This is a genomic window from Frigoribacterium sp. CFBP 13712 (assembly GCF_014842255.1).
In the GTDB taxonomy this organism is placed as follows: Bacteria; Actinomycetota; Actinomycetes; order Actinomycetales; family Microbacteriaceae; genus Frigoribacterium.
The window spans coordinates 72,950-91,553 of sequence record NZ_JACYVH010000002.1; the positions used below are offsets into that span (position 1 = coordinate 72,950).

The 18,604-nt window shown below is 72.5% G+C and carries 17 protein-coding genes; 7 read left to right on the forward strand and 10 right to left on the reverse strand.

The window, feature by feature from the left end:
• The first annotated feature begins 123 nt into the window (after positions 1 to 123).
• The gene (locus IFT51_RS04010; protein WP_192059464.1) at positions 124 to 1,098 is read left to right on the forward strand and encodes a hypothetical protein; all 975 of its coding nucleotides are present in this window, start codon (positions 124 to 126) and stop codon (positions 1,096 to 1,098) included.
• 195 nt (positions 1,099 to 1,293) lie between these two features.
• Here the strand turns inward: IFT51_RS04010 and IFT51_RS04015 are convergent, their stop codons facing one another.
• The 3 genes from IFT51_RS04015 to aztA form a co-directional block, all read right to left on the reverse strand.
• A complete protein-coding gene (locus IFT51_RS04015; RefSeq protein ID WP_371740674.1) occupies positions 1,294 to 2,553 on the reverse strand; it encodes a kynureninase in 1,260 nt (419 codons plus the stop codon).
• The gene (locus tag IFT51_RS04020) at positions 2,550 to 3,608 is read right to left on the reverse strand and encodes an amidohydrolase (RefSeq protein WP_192059466.1); all 1,059 of its coding nucleotides are present in this window, start codon (positions 3,606 to 3,608) and stop codon (positions 2,550 to 2,552) included. Before IFT51_RS04020 ends, IFT51_RS04015 begins: the two co-directional genes overlap by 4 nt.
• Positions 3,609 to 3,770: 162 nt before the next feature.
• Positions 3,771 to 4,442 carry a zinc ABC transporter ATP-binding protein AztA gene (gene aztA, locus IFT51_RS04025; RefSeq protein WP_192059468.1) on the reverse strand — a complete coding sequence of 224 codons (672 nt, stop codon included), beginning with the start codon at positions 4,440 to 4,442 and terminating at the stop codon, positions 3,771 to 3,773.
• A 51-nt stretch (positions 4,443 to 4,493) separates the two neighbouring features.
• Between aztA and aztB the strand changes: the two genes are divergently transcribed.
• From aztB to aztD, 4 genes are read left to right on the forward strand one after another with little or no spacing between them, the layout of a single operon-like run.
• The gene (gene aztB / locus IFT51_RS04030; protein ID WP_192059470.1) at positions 4,494 to 5,465 is read left to right on the forward strand and encodes a zinc ABC transporter permease AztB; all 972 of its coding nucleotides are present in this window, start codon (positions 4,494 to 4,496) and stop codon (positions 5,463 to 5,465) included.
• Positions 5,440 to 6,858: an ABC transporter gene (locus tag IFT51_RS04035; RefSeq protein WP_192059472.1), complete on the forward strand. Its 1,419-nt coding sequence runs from the start codon at positions 5,440 to 5,442 to the stop codon at positions 6,856 to 6,858. The genes aztB and IFT51_RS04035 overlap by 26 nt, the downstream gene beginning before the upstream one ends.
• Positions 6,855 to 7,829: a zinc ABC transporter substrate-binding protein AztC gene (gene aztC / locus IFT51_RS04040; RefSeq protein ID WP_371740675.1), complete on the forward strand. Its 975-nt coding sequence runs from the start codon at positions 6,855 to 6,857 to the stop codon at positions 7,827 to 7,829. The genes IFT51_RS04035 and aztC overlap by 4 nt, the downstream gene beginning before the upstream one ends.
• Before the next feature lie 41 nt (positions 7,830 to 7,870).
• Positions 7,871 to 9,130, forward strand: a complete 1,260-nt coding sequence (gene aztD / locus IFT51_RS04045; protein WP_192059474.1) for a zinc metallochaperone AztD — start codon at positions 7,871 to 7,873, stop codon at positions 9,128 to 9,130.
• A 119-nt stretch (positions 9,131 to 9,249) separates the two neighbouring features.
• Here aztD and IFT51_RS04050 read toward each other — a convergent pair whose 3' ends face one another.
• Positions 9,250 to 10,023 carry a methyltransferase domain-containing protein gene (locus IFT51_RS04050; RefSeq protein WP_192059476.1) on the reverse strand — a complete coding sequence of 258 codons (774 nt, stop codon included), beginning with the start codon at positions 10,021 to 10,023 and terminating at the stop codon, positions 9,250 to 9,252.
• Positions 10,024 to 10,095: 72 nt separating this feature from the next.
• On the opposite strand from IFT51_RS04050, the gene msuE reads away from it, so the two are divergent.
• Both msuE and IFT51_RS04060 read left to right on the forward strand, forming a co-directional pair.
• Positions 10,096 to 10,782 carry an FMN reductase gene (msuE, locus tag IFT51_RS04055; protein ID WP_192059478.1) on the forward strand — a complete coding sequence of 229 codons (687 nt, stop codon included), beginning with the start codon at positions 10,096 to 10,098 and terminating at the stop codon, positions 10,780 to 10,782.
• Positions 10,783 to 10,820: 38 nt separating this feature from the next.
• The gene (locus tag IFT51_RS04060; RefSeq protein ID WP_192059480.1) at positions 10,821 to 11,225 is read left to right on the forward strand and encodes a hypothetical protein; all 405 of its coding nucleotides are present in this window, start codon (positions 10,821 to 10,823) and stop codon (positions 11,223 to 11,225) included.
• Between the two features lie 138 nt (positions 11,226 to 11,363).
• Here the strand turns inward: IFT51_RS04060 and IFT51_RS04065 are convergent, their stop codons facing one another.
• The 6 genes from IFT51_RS04065 to IFT51_RS04090 all read right to left on the reverse strand — a co-directional run bounded on the left by IFT51_RS04065 (position 11,364) and on the right by IFT51_RS04090 (position 18,570).
• Positions 11,364 to 12,899 (reverse strand): alpha-N-arabinofuranosidase, encoded by a 1,536-nt coding sequence (locus IFT51_RS04065; RefSeq protein ID WP_192059482.1) that lies wholly within the window; start codon positions 12,897 to 12,899, stop codon positions 11,364 to 11,366.
• Between the two features lie 85 nt (positions 12,900 to 12,984).
• Positions 12,985 to 13,896, reverse strand: a complete 912-nt coding sequence (locus tag IFT51_RS04070) for a carbohydrate ABC transporter permease (RefSeq protein ID WP_192059484.1) — start codon at positions 13,894 to 13,896, stop codon at positions 12,985 to 12,987.
• On the reverse strand, positions 13,893 to 14,798 hold the full coding sequence (locus IFT51_RS04075; RefSeq protein WP_243215217.1) for a carbohydrate ABC transporter permease: 906 nt from the start codon (positions 14,796 to 14,798) through the stop codon (positions 13,893 to 13,895). The genes IFT51_RS04070 and IFT51_RS04075 overlap by 4 nt, the downstream gene beginning before the upstream one ends.
• A 181-nt stretch (positions 14,799 to 14,979) precedes the next feature.
• Complete coding sequence (locus IFT51_RS04080) at positions 14,980 to 16,347, reverse strand: extracellular solute-binding protein (protein ID WP_192059487.1); 1,368 nt, start codon at positions 16,345 to 16,347, stop codon at positions 14,980 to 14,982.
• Between the two features lie 165 nt (positions 16,348 to 16,512).
• On the reverse strand, positions 16,513 to 17,409 hold the full coding sequence (locus IFT51_RS04085) for a glucose 1-dehydrogenase (RefSeq protein WP_192059489.1): 897 nt from the start codon (positions 17,407 to 17,409) through the stop codon (positions 16,513 to 16,515).
• Between the two features lie 150 nt (positions 17,410 to 17,559).
• A complete protein-coding gene (locus tag IFT51_RS04090) occupies positions 17,560 to 18,570 on the reverse strand; it encodes a LacI family DNA-binding transcriptional regulator (protein WP_192059491.1) in 1,011 nt (336 codons plus the stop codon).
• Between the last annotated feature and the right edge of the window lie 34 nt (positions 18,571 to 18,604).

Consider the following 18,604-nt stretch of genomic DNA (forward strand, 5'->3'; position numbering starts at 1 on the left):
CCCGCAGGAGGCGCGGCTCGCTCCGAGCCCCGCCCCGCTCGTACGGCGGGCGATCACGGATCTTCCGTGGTCGCCCGCCGTCGTCGTCTCGGTGCCGGGAGACGTCCCCGATAGGGTCTGAGCATGACCACGGGGGAACGAGCACCGATCGATCTGCGCCTCATCATGATCTGCGCCGGCCTCGGGGTGGCAGCGGTCGCCTTCGGGCTGCTGCCCTGGCTGCTGACCGGGGCACGCCTCCCTCTGCAGAACCTCTGGACGACTCCCGTCGTCGCCCCCGACGGCGTGACGGCCGCACCCGATGCCATGCCGGTGTCGTTGCTGCCCTTCAGCCAGTACGCCCTCACGCTCCAGGCGGCACTGCTCGTGACCGGGTCCGCCGTGGCCGGTCTCGTGGTCCGCGCGACCGGGGTCCGTCATCGACGGGGCACCGTGATCGCGCTCCTCGTCGGCGCGGTCGGCGCTCAGCTCGTCGCGCTCATCCAGAGCACGACGACCGTCAGAGCGGGGCTGCCCGACAGCCTCGCGTCGGTCGTCTACCTCGCCGCGGTCATCGCCGCCTCGGCCATCGGGATCGCCATCGGAGTCGTCGTGCTGCTTCTCATCGCGCGGGCCCCGCGCGGGGCGGCGATCGTCGGTCTCAGCGTCGGCGCCGTGGCCGTCGTCGAATGGGGTCACGCGCTCGTCTACCCGCCGTTCTCGCTCATCACCGAAGCCGTGCCCGTAGCGGAGGCGGTCCTCCGCTGGTCGCCCGCCGTGCTCGTGGCGGCCGCCGTCGTCTGGGCGGGGGCGTCCACGCTCGGCCGGGCGGTCGGAGCTGCGGTGTCACTGCTCGCTCTCTGGATCGGACCGGCGGCGATCACCGCGGTCTCGAGCGCCGCGGGCACCCGCGTGTACGCGAGCTACCCGTTCGAGATGGTCGACATGGCCGGGCAGGTGTTCACCTCGGCGCTCGTCTCGACGGCGGGTTGGAGTCCGGTCGTGCTCGCCGCCGTGCTGGCGGCTGCCGGCCTGGTCGCGCGTCGCCCGGTGCTGGCGTGGTTGCGCGGCCGCACCGGCCGCACCGGCCGCACCTCCGCCCCGTCCGCTACGCCATGAACCGCGTTCGCGAAGATGAACCGCGGTGCGGCCGCACCGCAGCACCGTCTGCGACGCCGTGAAGCGCGTTCGCGAAGATGAACCGCGATATACGGCGGTTCATCTTCGCGAACGCGGTTCTTCGGCGAGGTGCGTAGCGGCGGGCAGCGCGGCGTCAGGTGACGAAGAGCGCGGCGCGGCGTCAGGCGTCAGGTGTCAGGCGCCGGCGAGCAGCGCGGTGCGGATCGCCGCGACGCCGAGCCGCACCTCGGCGAACGTCGTCGAGAGCGGGGAGAGTCCGATGCGCAGCCCGTCCGGGTTGCGGAAGTCGGGCACGACTCCCTCCTCCCAGAGCGCAGCCACGACGGCACGGAACGCCGGGTGCCGCACCGTCACGTGACCGCCCCGCGACTCGGCTGAGCGCGGCGTCGCGACCTCGACCCCGAGCGGCACCAGCCACGCGTCGACCAGCTCGAAAGCGTAGTCCGTCAGCGCGAGCGACTTGGCGCGGATCGCGTCGATGCCCGCCTCCTCGACCAGCTCGAGCATGTCGCCGAGCGGCAGCATGCCGACGATCGGCGGGGTGCCGCTGATGAACCGCCGGATGCCCGACGCCGGCGTGTAGCCGTCGGCCATCGCGAACACGTCGGCCGCTCCCATCCACCCCTGGATCGGCTGCTCGAGCGACGGCAGCAGATCGCTCCGCGCGTAGAGGAACGCCGGCGCTCCGGGCCCGCCGTTCAGGTACTTGTACGTGCAGCCGACGGCCACGTCGACGCCCCATTCGTCGAGCCGCATCGGCACCACGCCGACCGAATGGCACAGGTCGAACAGCACCAGCGCGCCCACGTCGTGCACGAATCGCGTGATGGCGGGCATGTCGACCAGGTAGCCCGAACGGTACGACACGTGGTTGACGAGCACGACGGCGGTGTCCTGCCCGACCACGTCGGCCAGCAGATCGACCGTGACGCCGAGAGCCGGGTCGACGTGCACCCACCGCACGGTGGCCCCCCGCTCGCGGGCGATGCCCTCGACGACGAAGCGGTCGGTCGGGAACTGGTCGTCGTCGATCACGATCTCGTGCCGATCGGGCCTCGCCGCCAGCATCGCCCGGATCGCCTTGTAGAGCAGCACCGTCGTCGAGTCGCCCACGACCGTCTGCCCGGCGGCGGCTCCGAGCGCCGCCGCCCCGATGCGGTCGCCGAGCTCGGTGGGTCGCGCCATCCACTGCTCGTCCCATGAGCGGATCAGCCGGCTGCCCCAGTCGTGCCGCACGAACGACGCGATCCTCTCGGGCGTGACCCGCAGCGGCCGCCCGAGCGAGTTGCCGTCGAGGTACGAGACGACGTCGCCGTCCGGCGCGAACCGGTCGACGAACCGCGCGAGCGGGTCGGCGGCGTCGAGCTGCTCGGACGGCAGCTCGGGCGTCGGGGGAGCGGTGGCAGGGCCGGGGGTCGAGGAGGCGCGGGTCACGAGGTCTTCTCCAGCAGGGTGTCGGGGGTGATCACGGTGGCGGTGGCCAGCCAGTCGGCGGCGGCGCCGGGGTCGTCGGGTCGGGGCGGCGGCGTCGGGATCCAGGTGGCTCGCGAGGTGCCGCGACCGCTCTCGCCCGCTCCGCCGAGCTGAGCGCCCGCCGTCAGCGCGTGCAGCAGCAGACCGAGGCCGAGCCCGGCCCGCTGCAGGGCCCGCAGCTCGCGCGCGTTGACCCCGACGGGCAGATCGCCGTTGCCGAGGTCGGTGCCGTAGAGCACGTGACCGCCGGCGGCCCGGAACCTCGAGAGGTTCTCGACGGCGATGTCGTGCGCCGCGCCTCCTCGGCCGTGTCCGTGGATGTCGAGGGTGCTGATCCAGCTGGTGCGCGCGGCGAGGCGTTCGACGAGCTCGTCGTCGAGACGCTCGCTGAAGGGGGTGTGCGCGAAGCGGGCCACTCCGGCCGCGAGGGCGCGTCGGGCCTGCCCGACCCCCTGCACGTGAGCGACCGGCACGAGCAGATGCTCGTTGGCGGCGTCGACGATCGCCCGCAGCGTGACGTCGTCGAACACCGGCCCGACGTCGGAGTTGAGGCTGATCTTGACGAACGACGCCCCGAGGTCGCGCATCCGCTCGACCTCGCGTCTCGCGCTCGCGGCGTCGGTCACGACCACGGCCGCGGTGTCGGGCGCCCACCCGGCGCGGCTCGGGTAGCCGGCGGGCGGGCAGAGCAGCCCGCCGGCGACGCGCACCTCGGGCCAGCGGGGGTCGAGGCGCCCGTGCTCGGGCCAGAGCGACGCGGTGTCCGGATCCCAGCCGAGGTCGTCGACCCGGGCGATGCCGCCGGCCGCGAGGGCGAGGGGATCGATCAGCCCGAGGTGCACGTGCGAGTCCGTGAAGGGCGCGAGCAGGGTGCCGGGCAGATGCGGCAGGCCGTCGTGCACAGCGCGGGGCGGACCGAGCAGGTCGATGTCGCCCGAGACGCGCACCACCGAGCGACCCGACCACGCACCCGACCAGGCGTGATCGACCGTGACGAACCGCGCCTCCTGGGTCATGGGTCGACTTTATGCTGCCGCCCGGCGAAGCGGGCGTGTCCGACCGAAGCGGTCGTGGCCGGCGGCCCGCCTCGGCCGGAGTCGCCCGTTCCGCCCGCTCGTCGCGTGCGGGGAGCCCAGGAGGTGCGGTGCCGGCACCGCAGACCCGGCCCGCTCCGCTCCTCAGCGATCGGCGACGCGCATCACCCGCCCGTCGCGGAGGTGCACGACCCGGTCGGCCCGACCCGCCGACGACTCGTGGTGGGTCGCGTGCACGACGGTGGCCCCGCGGGCGACCTCGGCGGCGACCACCTCGGCGACGATGCCCTGCGCGTCGGCGTCGAGCCCCGCCTCCGGCTCGTCGAGCAGCACGAGGTCGGCCTGCTGCGCGAGCGCCTGCGCCAGCAGGGTGCGCTGCCGCTGCCCGCCCGAGAGCTCGCCGAAGGGGCGCGCGGCGAGCGGGCCGAGGCCGAGCCGCTCGAGGGCTCCGTCGACGAGCGCGCGGTCGGTTCGGGTCGGGCGGCGCCAGGCCCCGAGCGAGCGCCATCGGCCCATGCCGACGACGTCGCGCACCGTGACCGGCAGCCGGTCGGGCGCCGCGCTGCGCTGCACCACCCAGGCGATCGACGACACACCCGGCAGGTCCACCGAGCCGCTCGTCGGGAGGTGCGTGCCCGCCAGCACGGCCAGCAGGGTCGACTTGCCCGAGCCGTTGTGCCCCACGAGCGCGGTGACGGCGGCGCGCGGCAGCTCGAGGTCGACCGCGTGCAGTGCGACGCGCCGATCGTCGTGAGCGGCGGTCAGCCCGCGGACGGCCAGGGGCGACGGCGGAGGGGCGGTGGGCGGCGTGCTCATGATCCCCAGCCTATCCATAGTGATAATCGTTTTCATGTACAGTCGTCGATCGTGACCTGGTTGACCGATCCCCTCAGCGCCTCCTTCGTGCTCCGAGCCCTGCTCGGCGGCGTGCTCGTCGCCGCCATCTGCGGCGTCGTCGGCACCTGGGTCGTGCTGCGCGGCATGGCGTTCCTCGGCGAGGCGATGGCCCACGGCATGCTGCCGGGCGTCGCGCTCGCCGCGCTGCTCGGCCTGCCCGTCGTCGTCGGCGCGGCCGTCAGCGCCCTCGTGATGAGCGTCGGCGTGGGCGTCGTCGAGCGGCGGGCGAAGATCGGGGCCGACACCGCGATCGGGCTGCTCTTCGTGGGCATGCTCTCGCTCGGCGTCGTCATCGTGTCGCGCTCGCGGACCTTCGCCACCGACGTCACCTCCATCCTCTTCGGCGACGTGCTCGCCATCTCGACGAGCGACCTGCTGCTGATGACCGGCGCCCTGGTGCTCGTCGTGCTGGTGGCCGCCGTGCTGCACCGCCCCTTCGTGGCCCTCGCGTTCGACGAGCGCCTCGCCTCGACCCTCGGTCTCCGACCCCGCCTCGCCCGGGTGGCGCTGGTCGGGCTCGTGACGATCGCCGTCGTGGCGTCGTACGGGGCCGTCGGGTCGCTGCTCGTCGTCGCCCTGCTGCTCGCCCCGGCCGTCGCCGCCGGGCACTGGGTGCGCCGGGTGCCCTCGACCATGCTGCTCGCGACCGCGTTCGGATCGCTCGCGGCCCTCGTCGGGCTGCTCGTCTCCTGGCACGCCGGGACGGCCGCCGGGGCCTCGATCGCCGGCGTGGCCGTCGCGCTCGTGCCGCTCTCGGCCGTCGTCCGCCGCCTCGTCTCCGCCGTCGCGGTCCGCCCGGGAGCGACCCCTCCTCCCGGCGAGGCACCCTCCGCCCCCGTCGGCCCCTCGACCTCCGCCCCCGTCGGCACGCCGACCTCCGCCCCCGTCGGCACGCCGACCCGTCCGAAAGGCCTCCGTGCACCCGAACGACCCCTCGTCTGACCCGACCCGGCGCCCCCTTCGCCGAACCCGTCCGCTCGCGCTCGTCGCCGCGACCGCCGCGACGCTCGTCGTCCTCACGGCCTGCAGCGCCCCCGGCTCGTCGTCCGGCTCCGACACCGGCTCCGACGACGCCGCGCCGACCGACGCCTCGACCCCGCACGGCTACGTCGAGGGAGCGAGCGAGGGCAGCGAACCGCAGCTCCGACTCGCCACGATCGACCCCGAGGGCCGCGTCGACCTGCTCGACCTGCTCACCGGCGACGACGAGACCGTGGCCGAGCTGGAGCCGGCCGACGGTCTCTCGACCGACGGACGGTTCGTGTTCGCGACCCGCGCCTCCGGAACGGTCGACGTCGTCGACACCGGGGTCTGGACCGTCGACCACGGCGACCACTCGCACTACTACCGCGCCGAGGCGCGACAGGTCGGCTCGATCGAGGCGACGGCAGGGGCAGCCGAGGAGGCGCGGGTCGTTCCGGGCGCGGATCTCACCACCGTGCGGTTCCCGGCCTCGGGGGAGCAGATCGTGCTCGACACCGAGGCGCTGGGCGCCGGCGAGATCGACGAGGTGGCCCGCTTCGACGGCGCCGGCACCGGTGCCCTCGGCGGCGAGGGCGTGCTCGTGCCGTTCGGCGACTCGCTGCTGTCGAGCACCGTGGCCGATCTCGGGCCGGACGTCGTCGCGGTGCTCGACCGCGAGGGGCGACCCGTCGACGGGGCCGAGGCCGAGTGCGTGGACCCGCGCGGCAGCATCGAGACCCGGGTGGGCGTCGTGATCGGCTGCGCCGACGGGGCCCTGCTCGCCACGACGGGCGAGGCCGCGGCCGATGCCGGCGACGGCGAGGGGGCTACCGGCGAGGGGTCGGGCGAGGCCGACGCCGATGCGGACGCCGCAGACGCCGCGGCCTCCGCTCCGGTCGTGTTCGAGCGCATCCCGTACCCCGAGGCCGTCGCGGCCGACGAGCGCGCCGTCGCCTTCGACGGACGTCGCGGCCGACCGACCGTCGCGGCGGTCGCGGGCGACCGGGGCGCCTGGCTGCTCGACACCCGCGAGCGCAGCTGGTCGCTCGTCGAGACCCCCGCGCCGCTCGTACGCGTGTCGGCCGTCGACGACTCCGACGGCCACGTCGTCGGGCTCGACGCCTTGGGGCGCGTCGTCGTGCTCACCCGCGACGACGGGGTCGTCGCGACCACGGACCCCCTGCTGCCCTCCACCGTCGCAGACGACACCGCCCTGGCCGGCGTCTCGCTCTCGGTCGACGCCAGCCGCGCCTACCTGAACGGCCCGCTCGAGGGCGCCGTCTTCGAGATCGACTACGCCGACGGCGGCCGGGTGTCGCGCACCTTCGACCACGTCGACGCGCCGTCCTTCGCCGCGGAGACCGGCCGATGAGGGCGGCTCGGACGACCGCGCGCGCCACCGCCGCGACCGCCACCGCCAGGAGGGTCGCCCGCACGACCGCCGCAGCCACCGCGACGATGCTCGCGATCGGCCTGCTCGCCGGCTGCGCGACGCCGGCCGCCGATCGCCCGCTCGTGGTGGTGACGACGAACATCCTCGGCGACGTCGTGGGCGAGCTCGTCGGCGACCAGGTCGAGGTGATGACGTTGATGCGCCCGAACGCCGACCCGCACTCGTTCGAGATCTCGGCGCAGGAGGCCGCCCGCATCCGCACGGCCGACCTCGTCGTCAGCAACGGGCTGGGTCTCGAGGAGGGTCTGCAGCAGCACGTCGACGCAGCTGCCGCCGACGGCGTGCCGACCGTCGAGGCCGGCGACCTGATCGATCCGCTGGTGTACGCCGACGGCGACGCCGAGGGGCTCGACGACCCGCACTTCTGGACGGATCCGACCCGCATGGTCGACGTCGTCGCGGGGGTGACCGAGGCCCTCGAGGCCGAGCTCGGCGACGACGTCGACGTCACCGCTCTCGAGGCCGCCGCCGACCGCTACACGACCGAGCTCGAGACCCTCGACGCCGAGATGACCACCGCGTTCGAGGGCATCCCCGAGGGCCAGCGCGCCCTCGTGACGAATCACCACGTCTTCGGCTACCTCGCCGAGCGCTACGACTTCGACGTGATCGGAGCGGTCGTGCCGAGCGGGACGACCCTCGCCGCGCCGAGCGCCTCCGACCTCGACGACCTCGTGACGGCGATCGACCGCACCGGTGTGCGCGCGATCTTCGCCGACTCGTCGCAGCCCGACCGCCTCGCCCGGGTGCTGGCCGACGAGGCGGGGGTCGACGTCGCCGTCGTCGACCTCTTCACCGAGTCGCTCAGCGAACCCGGCGAGGGCGCCGAGACCTACCTCCAGATGATGCGCACGAACACGGAGCGCATCGCCACCGGCCTGTCGCCGTGACGCCTGGCGTCCGGGCGACCGGCCCCCACCGAAAGGAACACATGAATCACCTCCTCGACCGCAGGGGACCGCGCCGCGTGCGCCGCGCCTCCTTCGCCCTCGCCGCCGTCGCCTCGTCGGCGCTGCTGCTCACCGCCTGCTCGTCGGGCTCCGGCCCGGCGGCGGACGACCCGTCGACGACCGCGGGCGCCGAGGTCGACTCGGCCCAGCCGCGCATCGCCCTCACCTACGACGGCGGCCTCTACGTGCTCGACGGCGCGACCCTCGAGACCGAGGCCGACATCGACCTCGCGGGCTTCAACCGGCTGAACCCGGCCGGAGACGGTCGCCACGTGCTGGTCTCGACTGCGGGCGGTTGGCAGGTGCTCGACACCGGCGCCTGGACCACCGCCGACGGCGCGCACCGCGTCGCCGACCCCGAGCTGACCGACCTCGTCTTCGAGGGCGACACCCCCGGGCACGTCGTGCGGCACGAGGGCCGGACGATCCTCTTCGCCGACGGCACGGGCGACACCACGGTCTTCGACTCCGCCGATCTGCTCGACACGAGCGGCGGTCTGCCCGAGACCGAGACGATCTCCTCGCCGGAGGCGCACCACGGCGTCTCGATCGAGCTCGCCGACGGCACCCTGCTGACCACGATCGGCACCCCCGACGAGCGCACCGGCGTGCGGGCGCTCGACGCCGACCGCACCGAGATCGCCCGCAGCGAGGACTGCCCGTCCGTCCACGGCGAGGGCACCGCGGCCGACGAGCGCGTCGTCTTCGGCTGCACCGACGGCGTGCTGGTCTACGACGACGGGGCGTTCACCAAGATCGACGCCCCCGACGCCTACGGCCGCACCGGCAACGCGTACGTCACCGACACGTCGCCCATCGCGGTCGGCGACTACAACGACGACCCCGACGCCGAGGGCTACGAGCTGCACCGACTCGTGCTGACCGACACCGAGGCGAAGACCGCGACGGTCGTCGACCTGCCCGACGGCGTCGAGTACACCTGGCGCGACGTCGCCCGCGGCCCCGACGACGAGATCGTCGTGCTCGGCACCGACGGCGCACTGCACGTGCTCGACGAGACCACGGGGGCCGAGACCGCCTCGTACCCGGTGATCGACCCGTGGGAGGGCCCGGCCGAGTGGCAGGACGCCCACCCGGCGCTCATCGTGCAGGGCGGCACCGCCTACGTGACCGACACGGCCGCGTCGTCGATCCACGCGGTCGACGTCGCCACCGGCGAGGTGCTCGCCACGACCGAGCTGCCCGAGGTCCCGAACGAGATCGCGGTGGTCACCGGCTGATCATCAGCGGCATCGCGACGCGAGCGAGGCACCGCAGGCAGCGGTGTCCCGCTCGCGTCGTCGTGCCCGCCGACCGGTGGCGGGCGGGTTCGGAGCCGAGGAGGCGCGGTGCCGGCCGGTCAGCCGGGCAGCACCGCGCGGCTGCAGCGGGCGACGTACGGCACCCGCACGAGGGCGAGCCCCCGGGTGTCGGGGTGGGTGTCGAGCAGATGCTCGACCCGGGCGAGCAGCTCGGCGCGCTCGCCGGGCGACAGCGTGATGACGTAGCTGCGCGAGGCGATCATGTCGAGGAAGTCGGCGCGCTCCATCTCGTGCACCCACGCGACGTCGTGCCGCTCGATCGGGCCGAACGGCGCACCCACGGGTGGGGCGTCCGACTGCATGTCACGCTCGCGCGGCTGCCGCATCACGCGGCTGAGCTCGGCCACCCAGGGCACGCTCTCGTCGCGGATGTTCCAGATCAGCGCGAGCGTCCCGCCGGGGCGGAGCACCCGGGCGACCTCGGGCACGGCCCGTGCCGGGTCGACCCAGTGCCAGGCCTGCGCCACGAACACGGCGTCGACCGAGTCGTCGTCGAGCGGCATCGACTCGGCCGACCCGGCGACCGACGTCGCCGCGGGCACGACCCGTTCGAGCTGCTGCCGCATGCCCTCCGACGGCTCGACGGCGGTGACCGCCGGCACCCGGCCGAGCAGCACGCGGGTCAGCTTGCCGGTGCCCGCACCGAGGTCGACGACGTGACAGGCGCCGCTCGGGAGGAGCCACTCGACGGCCTCCGTCGGGTACGACGGTCGGCCGCGCTCGTACACGTCGGCGGCGAGGCCGAACGACGCGGCGAGATCGGAATCGGGATTGGCCGGGTCGAACCCGTGCTCGAGTGGTTGATGCGTCACCGGCTCACTGTCGCACGACTCATTGCGTCACAGTGCGACTGTTACGCCGCATGGAGGGGGAGCATGTATCGGATGACGCCTCCACCGACGCCTCCCCTGGCCCCTTCGCTGGCCCGTCCGCAGCCGCTCCGCGTGGTCGCCGTGTCGGGCACCCTCAGCACGCCGTCCAAGACCGACGCCCTGGTCGACGCCATCCTCGACGAGCTCGCCGAGGTGCTGCCGATCGAGCGCCACGTCATCCGGGTGAGCGAGCTCGGGCCGCTCTTCGCCGGCGCCCTCACCCGCGACCAGCTCGACGAACGCGTCGAGCGCGAGCTCCGCGCCATCGAGTCCGCCGACCTGCTGATCGCCGCCTCGCCCGTCTACCGCGCCTCCTTCACCGGTCTGTTCAAGCACCTCTTCGACTTCGTCGAGCAGTACGCCCTCGTCGACGTGCCCGTGCTGCTGGCCGCGACCGGCGGCAGCGAGCGGCACGCGCTGATCCTCGAGCACTCGCTGCGACCGCTGTTCGGGTTCTTCCAGGCGCTGACCCTGCCGCTCGGCGTCTACGCCCACGCGAGCGACTTCACCGACCGGCGCGTCACCGCCCCGCTGCTGCAGGAGCGGATCCGCAACGCCATCGCGCGCGGGCTGCCCCTGATCCGGTCGAGCATCTCAGAGAAGCAGCGCATCGAACGCGAGCTGCTCGGCGAGCGGGACGACGACGTCGCGCCCGAGCTCGAGGGAGCCGCGGCGACGCCGACCCGGCTGTACAGCTGAGACGCGGGCGGCGCCCGGCCGACCGGTATCGTCGCAGCATGACCGATTCGCCCACGCCCCGTGACGCGGGGGTCGCCCGCGCCGAGCTCCGAGACGACGAGGCGAAGCGTCTGCTCGGCATGCTGGCCCCCGGGGCGCTGCCCCTCCGCGCGCAGCAGTGGGTGGCCGACGGGCTCGACGACCCGTCGGTGACGGCCCTCGCCGACGCGTTGACCCGTACCGACGAACAGCGCACCGAGCTGCTCGCCGAGGCGGCCGCGACGCTGGGGCTGGGCTTCGCGTCGGTCAAGGCGGCGCGGGCGTACCACGGTGAGCGTCTCGTGGCGTCGATGACGGCGGCCTCCGCCCCCGCCGACGCGCTCGGCATGGCGAACGGCTTCACCGACACCATCGAGGAGTCGGTGCGCGACAGCATCTCGCGGCTGTTCCGCCCCCGCGGCTGAATCGCCGAGACCCCACGAGAACGCAGAGACCCCCGTGCGCGCACGGGGGTCTCGTCGATTCCGTGGGGTCTCGCGAAGCGCAGGAGGCGCGGTGCCGGTCGGACCGGCGCCGCGCCTCCTCGGTGACGACCGCGGGGATTACGCCTTGCCGACCTCGAACTCGACGACGGCCCACGACAGGGCGGGCAGGGTCAGCCGCGCCGAGCCCCCGTCGACGGTGACGCCCTCGAGCGGCACCAGGCCGACGGCGTCCTGCGCCTGCTCGGTGTTCGAGGTGAAGCGGTCGCCGCCCTCGGGCACCGTGAGCAGCTCGGCGCGCGTGACGCGTGCGCCCGAGAACCCGCGCAGGGCGAGCTCGACGTCCGCCGCCTCGTCCAGACCGCGGTTCGCGAGGAAGAACGCGACGCGCCCGGTCTCCTCGTCGTAGGTCGAGCTGACGTCGACCAGGTCGGCGTCGCCGTACTTCGCCGTGTCGACCTTGTCGCTCGTGACGAGCGTGCGGAGGATCTGACCCGACGCGAGCGCCGCCATGCGGGCGAACGGCCAGAAGATCGTCTGACGCCAGGCCGGCCCGCCCTGCTCGCTGCGGATCGGCGCGATGACGTTCACCAGCTGCGCCTGGTTCGCGATCTTCACCCGGTCGCCGTGGCGCAGCAGCGAGTTGAGGAACGTGCCGACCACGACGGCGTCGGTGACGTTGTACTGGTCTTCGATCAGGCGAGGGTGCTCGACCCAGCCCTTCGAGACGTTGTGCGGCTGGTCGTCGGTGTCGAGGCCGGTCTGGTACCAGACGTTCCACTCGTCGAACGAGATGTCGACCTGCTTGCTGTGCTTGCCGGCCGCCTTGACGCCGTCGATGGTCGAGACGACCTCCTCGATGAAGGCGTCCATGTCGACCGCGGTCGCGAGGAAGCTCTTCGCGTCGCCGTCGTGCTCCTGGTAGTAGGCGTGCATCGAGACGTACTCGACCTCGTCGTAGGCGTGGGTCAGCACCTCGTGCTCCCAGGCGCCGAAGGTGGGCATGCCGCGACCCGAGCTGCCGACGGCGACGAGCTCGATGGTCGGGTCGACGAACTTCATCGCCTTGGCGGCCTCCTGCGCCAGGCGCCCGTACTCGGTGGCCGTCTTGTGGCCGATCTGCCACGGGCCGTCCAGCTCGTTGCCGAGGCACCAGAGCTTGATGTCGAACGGATCCTTCGCCCCGTTGGCGATGCGGCGGTCGCTGAGGGCGGTGCCGCCGGGGTGGTTCGCGTACTCGACGAGCTCGCGGGCGGCGTCGACGCCGCGGGTGCCGAGGTTCACGGCCTCCATGACCTCGGTGCCGGCCAGCTTCGACCACTCGACGAACTCGTGCAGGCCGAAGGCGTTCGTCTCGACGGTGTGCCACGCGCCGTCGAGTCGGCGGGGGCGCTGGTCGACCGGGCCGACGCCGTCCTCCCAGTTGTAGCCGGAGACGAAGTTGCCGCCGGGGTAGCGGATCACGGTGGCGCCGAGCTCCTTGGTCAGCTCGAGGACGTCGTGGCGGAAGCCGCTCTCGTCGGCGGTGGCGTGACCGGGCTCGTAGATGCCGGTGTAGACGCAGCGGCCCATGTGCTCGACGAACGAGCCGAAGATGCGGCGGGGGACCTCGCCGATCGTGAACTCGCGGTCGACGGTGATGCGGGCGGTGGACATGGGACTCCTCAGGAGGTCGTGGCGTGCGATGACGTGTGTGCGGTGTCGTGGTCGGAGAGGGATGGGGGAGGCGCGGGTCGGGTGGTCACTGCCCCCCGAAGCCGGTGGTCGAGATGCCCTTGATGATCTGCCGCTGGAAGAACAGGAACACCAGGATGAGCGGCAGCGCGGCCAGGATCGCCGACGCCATGTTCTGGGCGTACTGGATGCCGTAGGCGCTCTCGATGGTCTGCAGCCCGACCGGCAGCGTGAGCAGGGCGGAGTCGTTCGTGACGATGAACGGCCAGAGGAAGTTGTTCCACGCGCCGATGAACACGAAGATCGACACGGCGCCGAGGATGGGCCGCGACAGCGGCAGCAGGATGGTGAAGAACACCCGGATCCGGCCGGCGCCGTCGACGCGGGCCGCGTCTTCGAGCTCGATGGGCACCTGGTCGAAGAACTTCTTGAGCACGAAGACCATGGCCGGCGCGATGGCCTGCGGCAGGATCACGCCCCAGTACGTGTCGACCATGTTGAAGGCGAGCATCTGGTAGAACAGCGGCACGATCAGCACCTGCGGCGGGATGATGATCGACGCGATGGTCGCGACGTAGAGCCACTTCTTGCCGGCGAAGTCGAGACGCGAGAACGCGTAGGCCACGAGCGCCGAGGTCGCGACGACGATCACGGTGATGACGATCGACGTCAGCAGGCTGTTGAAGAGCCAGACGGGGATGTTGCCCTCGGTCAGCACCGCGCGGTAGGCGTCGAGGGTGAAGCCCCCGGCCGGCAGCCAGGTCTGCGGTGTCGCTGCGGCGTCGGCCTCGCTCTTGAACGAGGTCGACAGCGACCAGAGGAACGGCAGCAGCCAGAGCACGGCGAGCACGATCAGGACGATCACGCTGGCGACGGCGAGCGGGCCGAACCGGCGCTGACCCGGCTTGTGCGGACGCGGGGCCCGGTCGGCGGTGGGGGCGCGGAGTCCGCTGCCCGGGGCGACGGCGGGGGCGGTCATCGCTGGGCTCCTTTCCGGCGCTGCGCGGCGATGGCGAACTGCGCGACCGAGATGACGATGATCAGGGCGAAGAAGATGTACGAGATGGCCGACGAGTAGCCGAACCGGTAGCCGGTGAACCCGGTGTCGAAGATGTACTGCACGGCCGAGCGGGTGCTGCCCGCCGGGCCGCCGGTGGTCATCTGGTAGATCTGGTCGAAGACCTTCAGCGAGGCGAGGATCTGCAGGATGACGATCAGACCGGTGGTCGGGCCGAGCTGGGGGATGGTGATCGACAGCAGCGAGCGCCACCGACCGGCGCCGTCGAGCGATGCGGCCTCGTACTGCTGGTCGGGGATGTTCTGCAGCGCGGCCAGATACAGCAGGAAGTTGAAGCCGACCGTCCACCACACGGTGGTCGCGACGACCGCGATCATGGCCGTGCTGGGGTCTTGCAGCCAGGCAGGCTGCGGCAGCCCGAGCGTCGCGAGCACGTTGTTGATCGGCCCCAGCGTGGGGCTGTAGAGCTGGATCCAGAAAAGCGAGACGACGGTCGACGCCAGCAGATACGGCAGGAAGAAGCTCAGCCGCCAGAGCCACTGACCGGGCAGGCCCGTGTTGACGAGCAGTGCCAGCAGCAGGGCGACGACGACGAGCGGGATCGTGCTCAGCACGGTGAACCACAGAGTGTTCGCCATCGAGCGCCACATGTCGCCGTCGGCGAAGGCCTCGGCGTAGTTGGCGACGCCGATCAGCTCGCCGCCCGAGCCCGTGAGGCTCTGCCCGGTGAAGCTGAGGTACAGCCCGTGGATGACGGGCCAGACCAGGAACAGCCCGAAGAGGATCGCGAACGGCGCCGCGAACCCCCAGCCGATCCGGTTGTCTTTGTGGGCCCCGGGCTTCAGGCGCGAGCCGGTCCGCACCCGTGCGGGTGCCGCCGATCGCGTCGTGCCCGGCGCGGCCGCGGGGGCCTTGACCGTCGTGCTGGTCACAGGTCGACTCCTTCGTCGTCGTGCGTCGTGGGGTGCTGCGGTGCCGGGTGCGACGACCGCTGGAGCCGCGCCTCCTGGAGGGCCTGGGCCGAGGAGGAGCGGGTGGGCCCGGTCACACCGGTGCCGGTCGCGAGAGCTGCGTGTTCACGCGGGCGACGAACGCGCGCATGCCCGCGGCGGCGTCGTTCTTCGACAGGATCACGGACTGCACCGTGTCGAGGAAGTACGTCTGGAAGTCGGACCCCGAGCCGCTGAACCAGGCGGGCGGGTCGTAGTTGAGGTACTCGGCCGCCTCGGCGTAGTTGGCCTGCGGCTGCAGCTCGGCGTAGGCCGCGCTGTCGACGACCGGTCCGTACGCCGGGATGTGACCGGCCTCGGCCCACGAGATGGAGTCCTTCAGGATGGTCGAGACCATCTTGTAGACGTCCTCTCGCTTCACCTCGTCGACCTCGCCCTGTCGGGGCAGCACGAACGAGTGCGAGTCGGCGTAGACGGCGGGCGTGCCGAACAGGGTCGGGATGATGCTCGCGTCGAACGGGATGCCGGCCTTCTGGGCGCTGGGCACCTCCCACACGCCGGTGAAGAGCATGCCGCTGTCGCCGCTGACGAACTCGGCGATGCCCGACTGGATGTCGCTCGCGGTGGCCATCGCCGTGCCGTCGGTCATCTTCTGCATGAACTCGAGAGCGGTGACGGCGGCCGCCTCGTCGTACTCGACCGTTCCGCCCTCGGTGAGCACCATGTCGGCGCCCTGCTGCTTGTAGAACGTGTAGAACATGCGCCACAGCTGGGCGCCGTCATTGAGGTAGCCCCACGAGGCGCCGTGCTTGCCGGTGACCGCCTGCATGGCGTTGGCGACCTCGAGGAACTGCTCGGGGCTCGTGATCTCGACCAGGCGCCCGTCGCTGCCGAGGGCCCCGGCCTTCTCGGCGATCTCGGTGTTGTACAGGAGGATGAACGGGTGCGAGTCGAGGGCGACCGAGAAGAGCTCGTCGCCGCTGAAGCCGGCCTTCCAGACGGCGGGGGCGAAGTCCTGCTCGCGCACGCCGTACGAGGCGAGCTTCTCGACGTCCCACGGGTCGAGCAGTCCGCCGGGGGCGTAGCCGGGCACGCGGGATGCGTGCATGATCGCGACGTCGGGGGCGCGGCCGCCGGCCGAGGCCATGGCGAGCTTCGTGTAGTACGGCGTGCCCCAGGCGAGCACCGTCTGGGTGGCCTTGAACTCGGGGTTCTGGGCGTTGGCCTCGTCGACGAGGGCGGACATCTTGATGCCGTCGCCCCCGCTCAGCAGATGCCAGAAGCTGAGGCTCGCGACACCGCCGGAGCCGGCCGTCACCCCGGTCGAGCAGCCGGCGAGACCGCCGACGGCGAAGGCGCCGCCCAGCAGGGCCGCACCGCCGACCAGCAGATTGCGGCGGCTGAGGCTGCGGGGCGCGGATGTCTCGCTCGGTGTGCCGGGCGTCGTGGAACGTGGGGTCATCGGGTTCACTCCTTTGTGAGTCGTCGACTGCCGACAGCATTACATCGTTGTAATGCAAACGCAAGGGCTTTCTCCGGCGTCGTCGCGGAGTGGCCCGTGGGGTGGGACGCGAGGAGGCGCGGGCCGGGTGCGACCCGACCCGCGCCTCCTCGGCGGACGTGACGCCTACGGCGTGGGCATGCCGCCGTCGACGTGCAGCGTCTCGCCGACGACGTAGCTCGACTCGCCCGACGCGAGGAACACGTAGGCGGGGGCGAGCTCGGCCGGCTGGCCCCAGCGGCCGAGGGCCGTCTGGCTGCCGACGTCGGGCAGCGCGTCGGACGGCTGACCGCCCGCGGGCTGCAGCGGGGTCCAGATCGGGCCGGGCGCGACCGCGTTGACGCGGATGCCCTTCGGCGCGAGCTGCATGGCGAGACCCTTCGAGAAGGTGTTGATCGCGGCCTTCGTCGAGGCGTAGTCGACGAGCATCGGGGCCGGCTGGTACGCCTGGATCGACGTCGTGTTGATGATCGTCGAGCCGGGGGCGAGGTGCGGCAGCGCGGCCTTGGTGATCCAGAACATGGCGTACACGTTGGTCTTGTAGGTGTCGTCGAAGTTCTGGTCGTCGAGGTCGGCGAAGTCCTCGACGTGCTGCTGCTTGCCGGCGTTGTTCACGAGGATGTCGAGGCCGCCGAGCGCGTCGACGGTCTTCTGCACGATGTCGAGGCACACCTCGCGGCTCTTGATGTCGCCGGGCAGGGCGACGGCCTTGCGGCCGGCGGCCTCGATGAGGGCGACGATCCGCTGGGCGTCCTCCTCCTCTTCGGCGAGGTAGCTGATGGCGACGTCGGCGCCTTCGCGGGCGTAGGCGATGGCGACGGCCGCGCCGATGCCCGAGTCGCCGCCGGTGACGAGAGCCTTGCGGCCCTCGAGGCGGCCCGAGCCGCGGTAGGTCTCCTCGCCGTGGTCGGCGGGCGAGCTGAGCTCCTCGTCGGTGCCGGCGCCCTCGAGGTACTGGGCCTTCGGGGTGATGTCGGCGAACTTCTTGGTGGGGTCTTCGAATGCGTACTGGTCTGCAGACATGGTGGAGCCTCTCGATCTCGGCAGGGGAGGTCCGACGGTAGGCCTCGCCGCGCCTCCTCGTGAGGGGGCCGCTGGAGAACGGCCGTCGTCTATCCCGACGACGAACGGAATGACAGGAGGCGCGGGCGGCCCGGGCGGTCGACCCGCCGGTCAGCGGCGTGCAGCCGTGCTCGCCCTCGCGACGATCGTGTGCGGGATGATCACGAGCTCGGTCGGCCGGTCGCGCTCGGCGATGCGGGCGGCCAGCAGCTCGAGGGTGCGTTCGGCGAACAGCCGCTTGTCGAGGGCCACGGTGGTGAGCGGCGGCAGCACGAAGCGGCCGTCGGCGATGTCGTCGAACCCGGCGACCGACACGTCGCCCGGCACGCGGAGGCCCGCCGACCAGAGCGCGTGCACGGCGCCGATGGCCAGCGAGTCGGTGAAGCAGAAGAGCGCGTCGGGCGCGTCGTGCCGGGCGAGGGCCTCGGTCACGGCGGCGGAGGCGGCGGCGGGCGACCACGCGTCGCACGACCAGCGCAGGCCCTCGTCGACCGCGAGGCCGGCGGCGGCCATGGCCTCGGACCAGCCCTGGGTGCGGGCGCGCGCCGTCGCCGTGTCGAAGTCGCGACCCGAGCTGCCGAGCACGGCGATGCGGCGATGGCCGAGCCCGATCAGGTGCTCGGTCATGTCGCGGGCCGCGGCGACGCTGTCGACGCGCACCTGGTCGACGAGGGTCTGCTCGACCTCGCCGATCACGACGAGCGGGGGCAGGCTCTCGGTGCCGACGATGGCGCTCTCGTCGAGGCTGGTCGGGTTGAGCACGAGACCGTCGACGAGGTGCTCCTTGCCGCGCAGCAGCAGCTCGCCCTCGCGTTCGGGGCGCGTGCCGGTCTGCTCGAGCTGCACCGCCCAGCCGCGCTCGTGCGCGACCTCGACGAACCAGTGCGACATCTCGGCGCTGTACGGCGTGGTCAGGTCGGGGAACGCCAGGGCGATCGACCCGGTTCGTCCGTTGCGGAGCCCCCGGGCGCTGAGGTTCGGCACGTAGTCGAGCTCGGCCAGCGCCTGCTCGACGCGCTCGCGGGTCTCGGGTCGCACGAACACGACGCCGTTGATGACGTTCGAGACGGTCTTCGGCGACACCCCGGCGAGTGCCGCCACGTCCTTCACCGTCGCGCGCATGCGCCAAGGCTAGTCGCGGCCACGAGACCCCGGG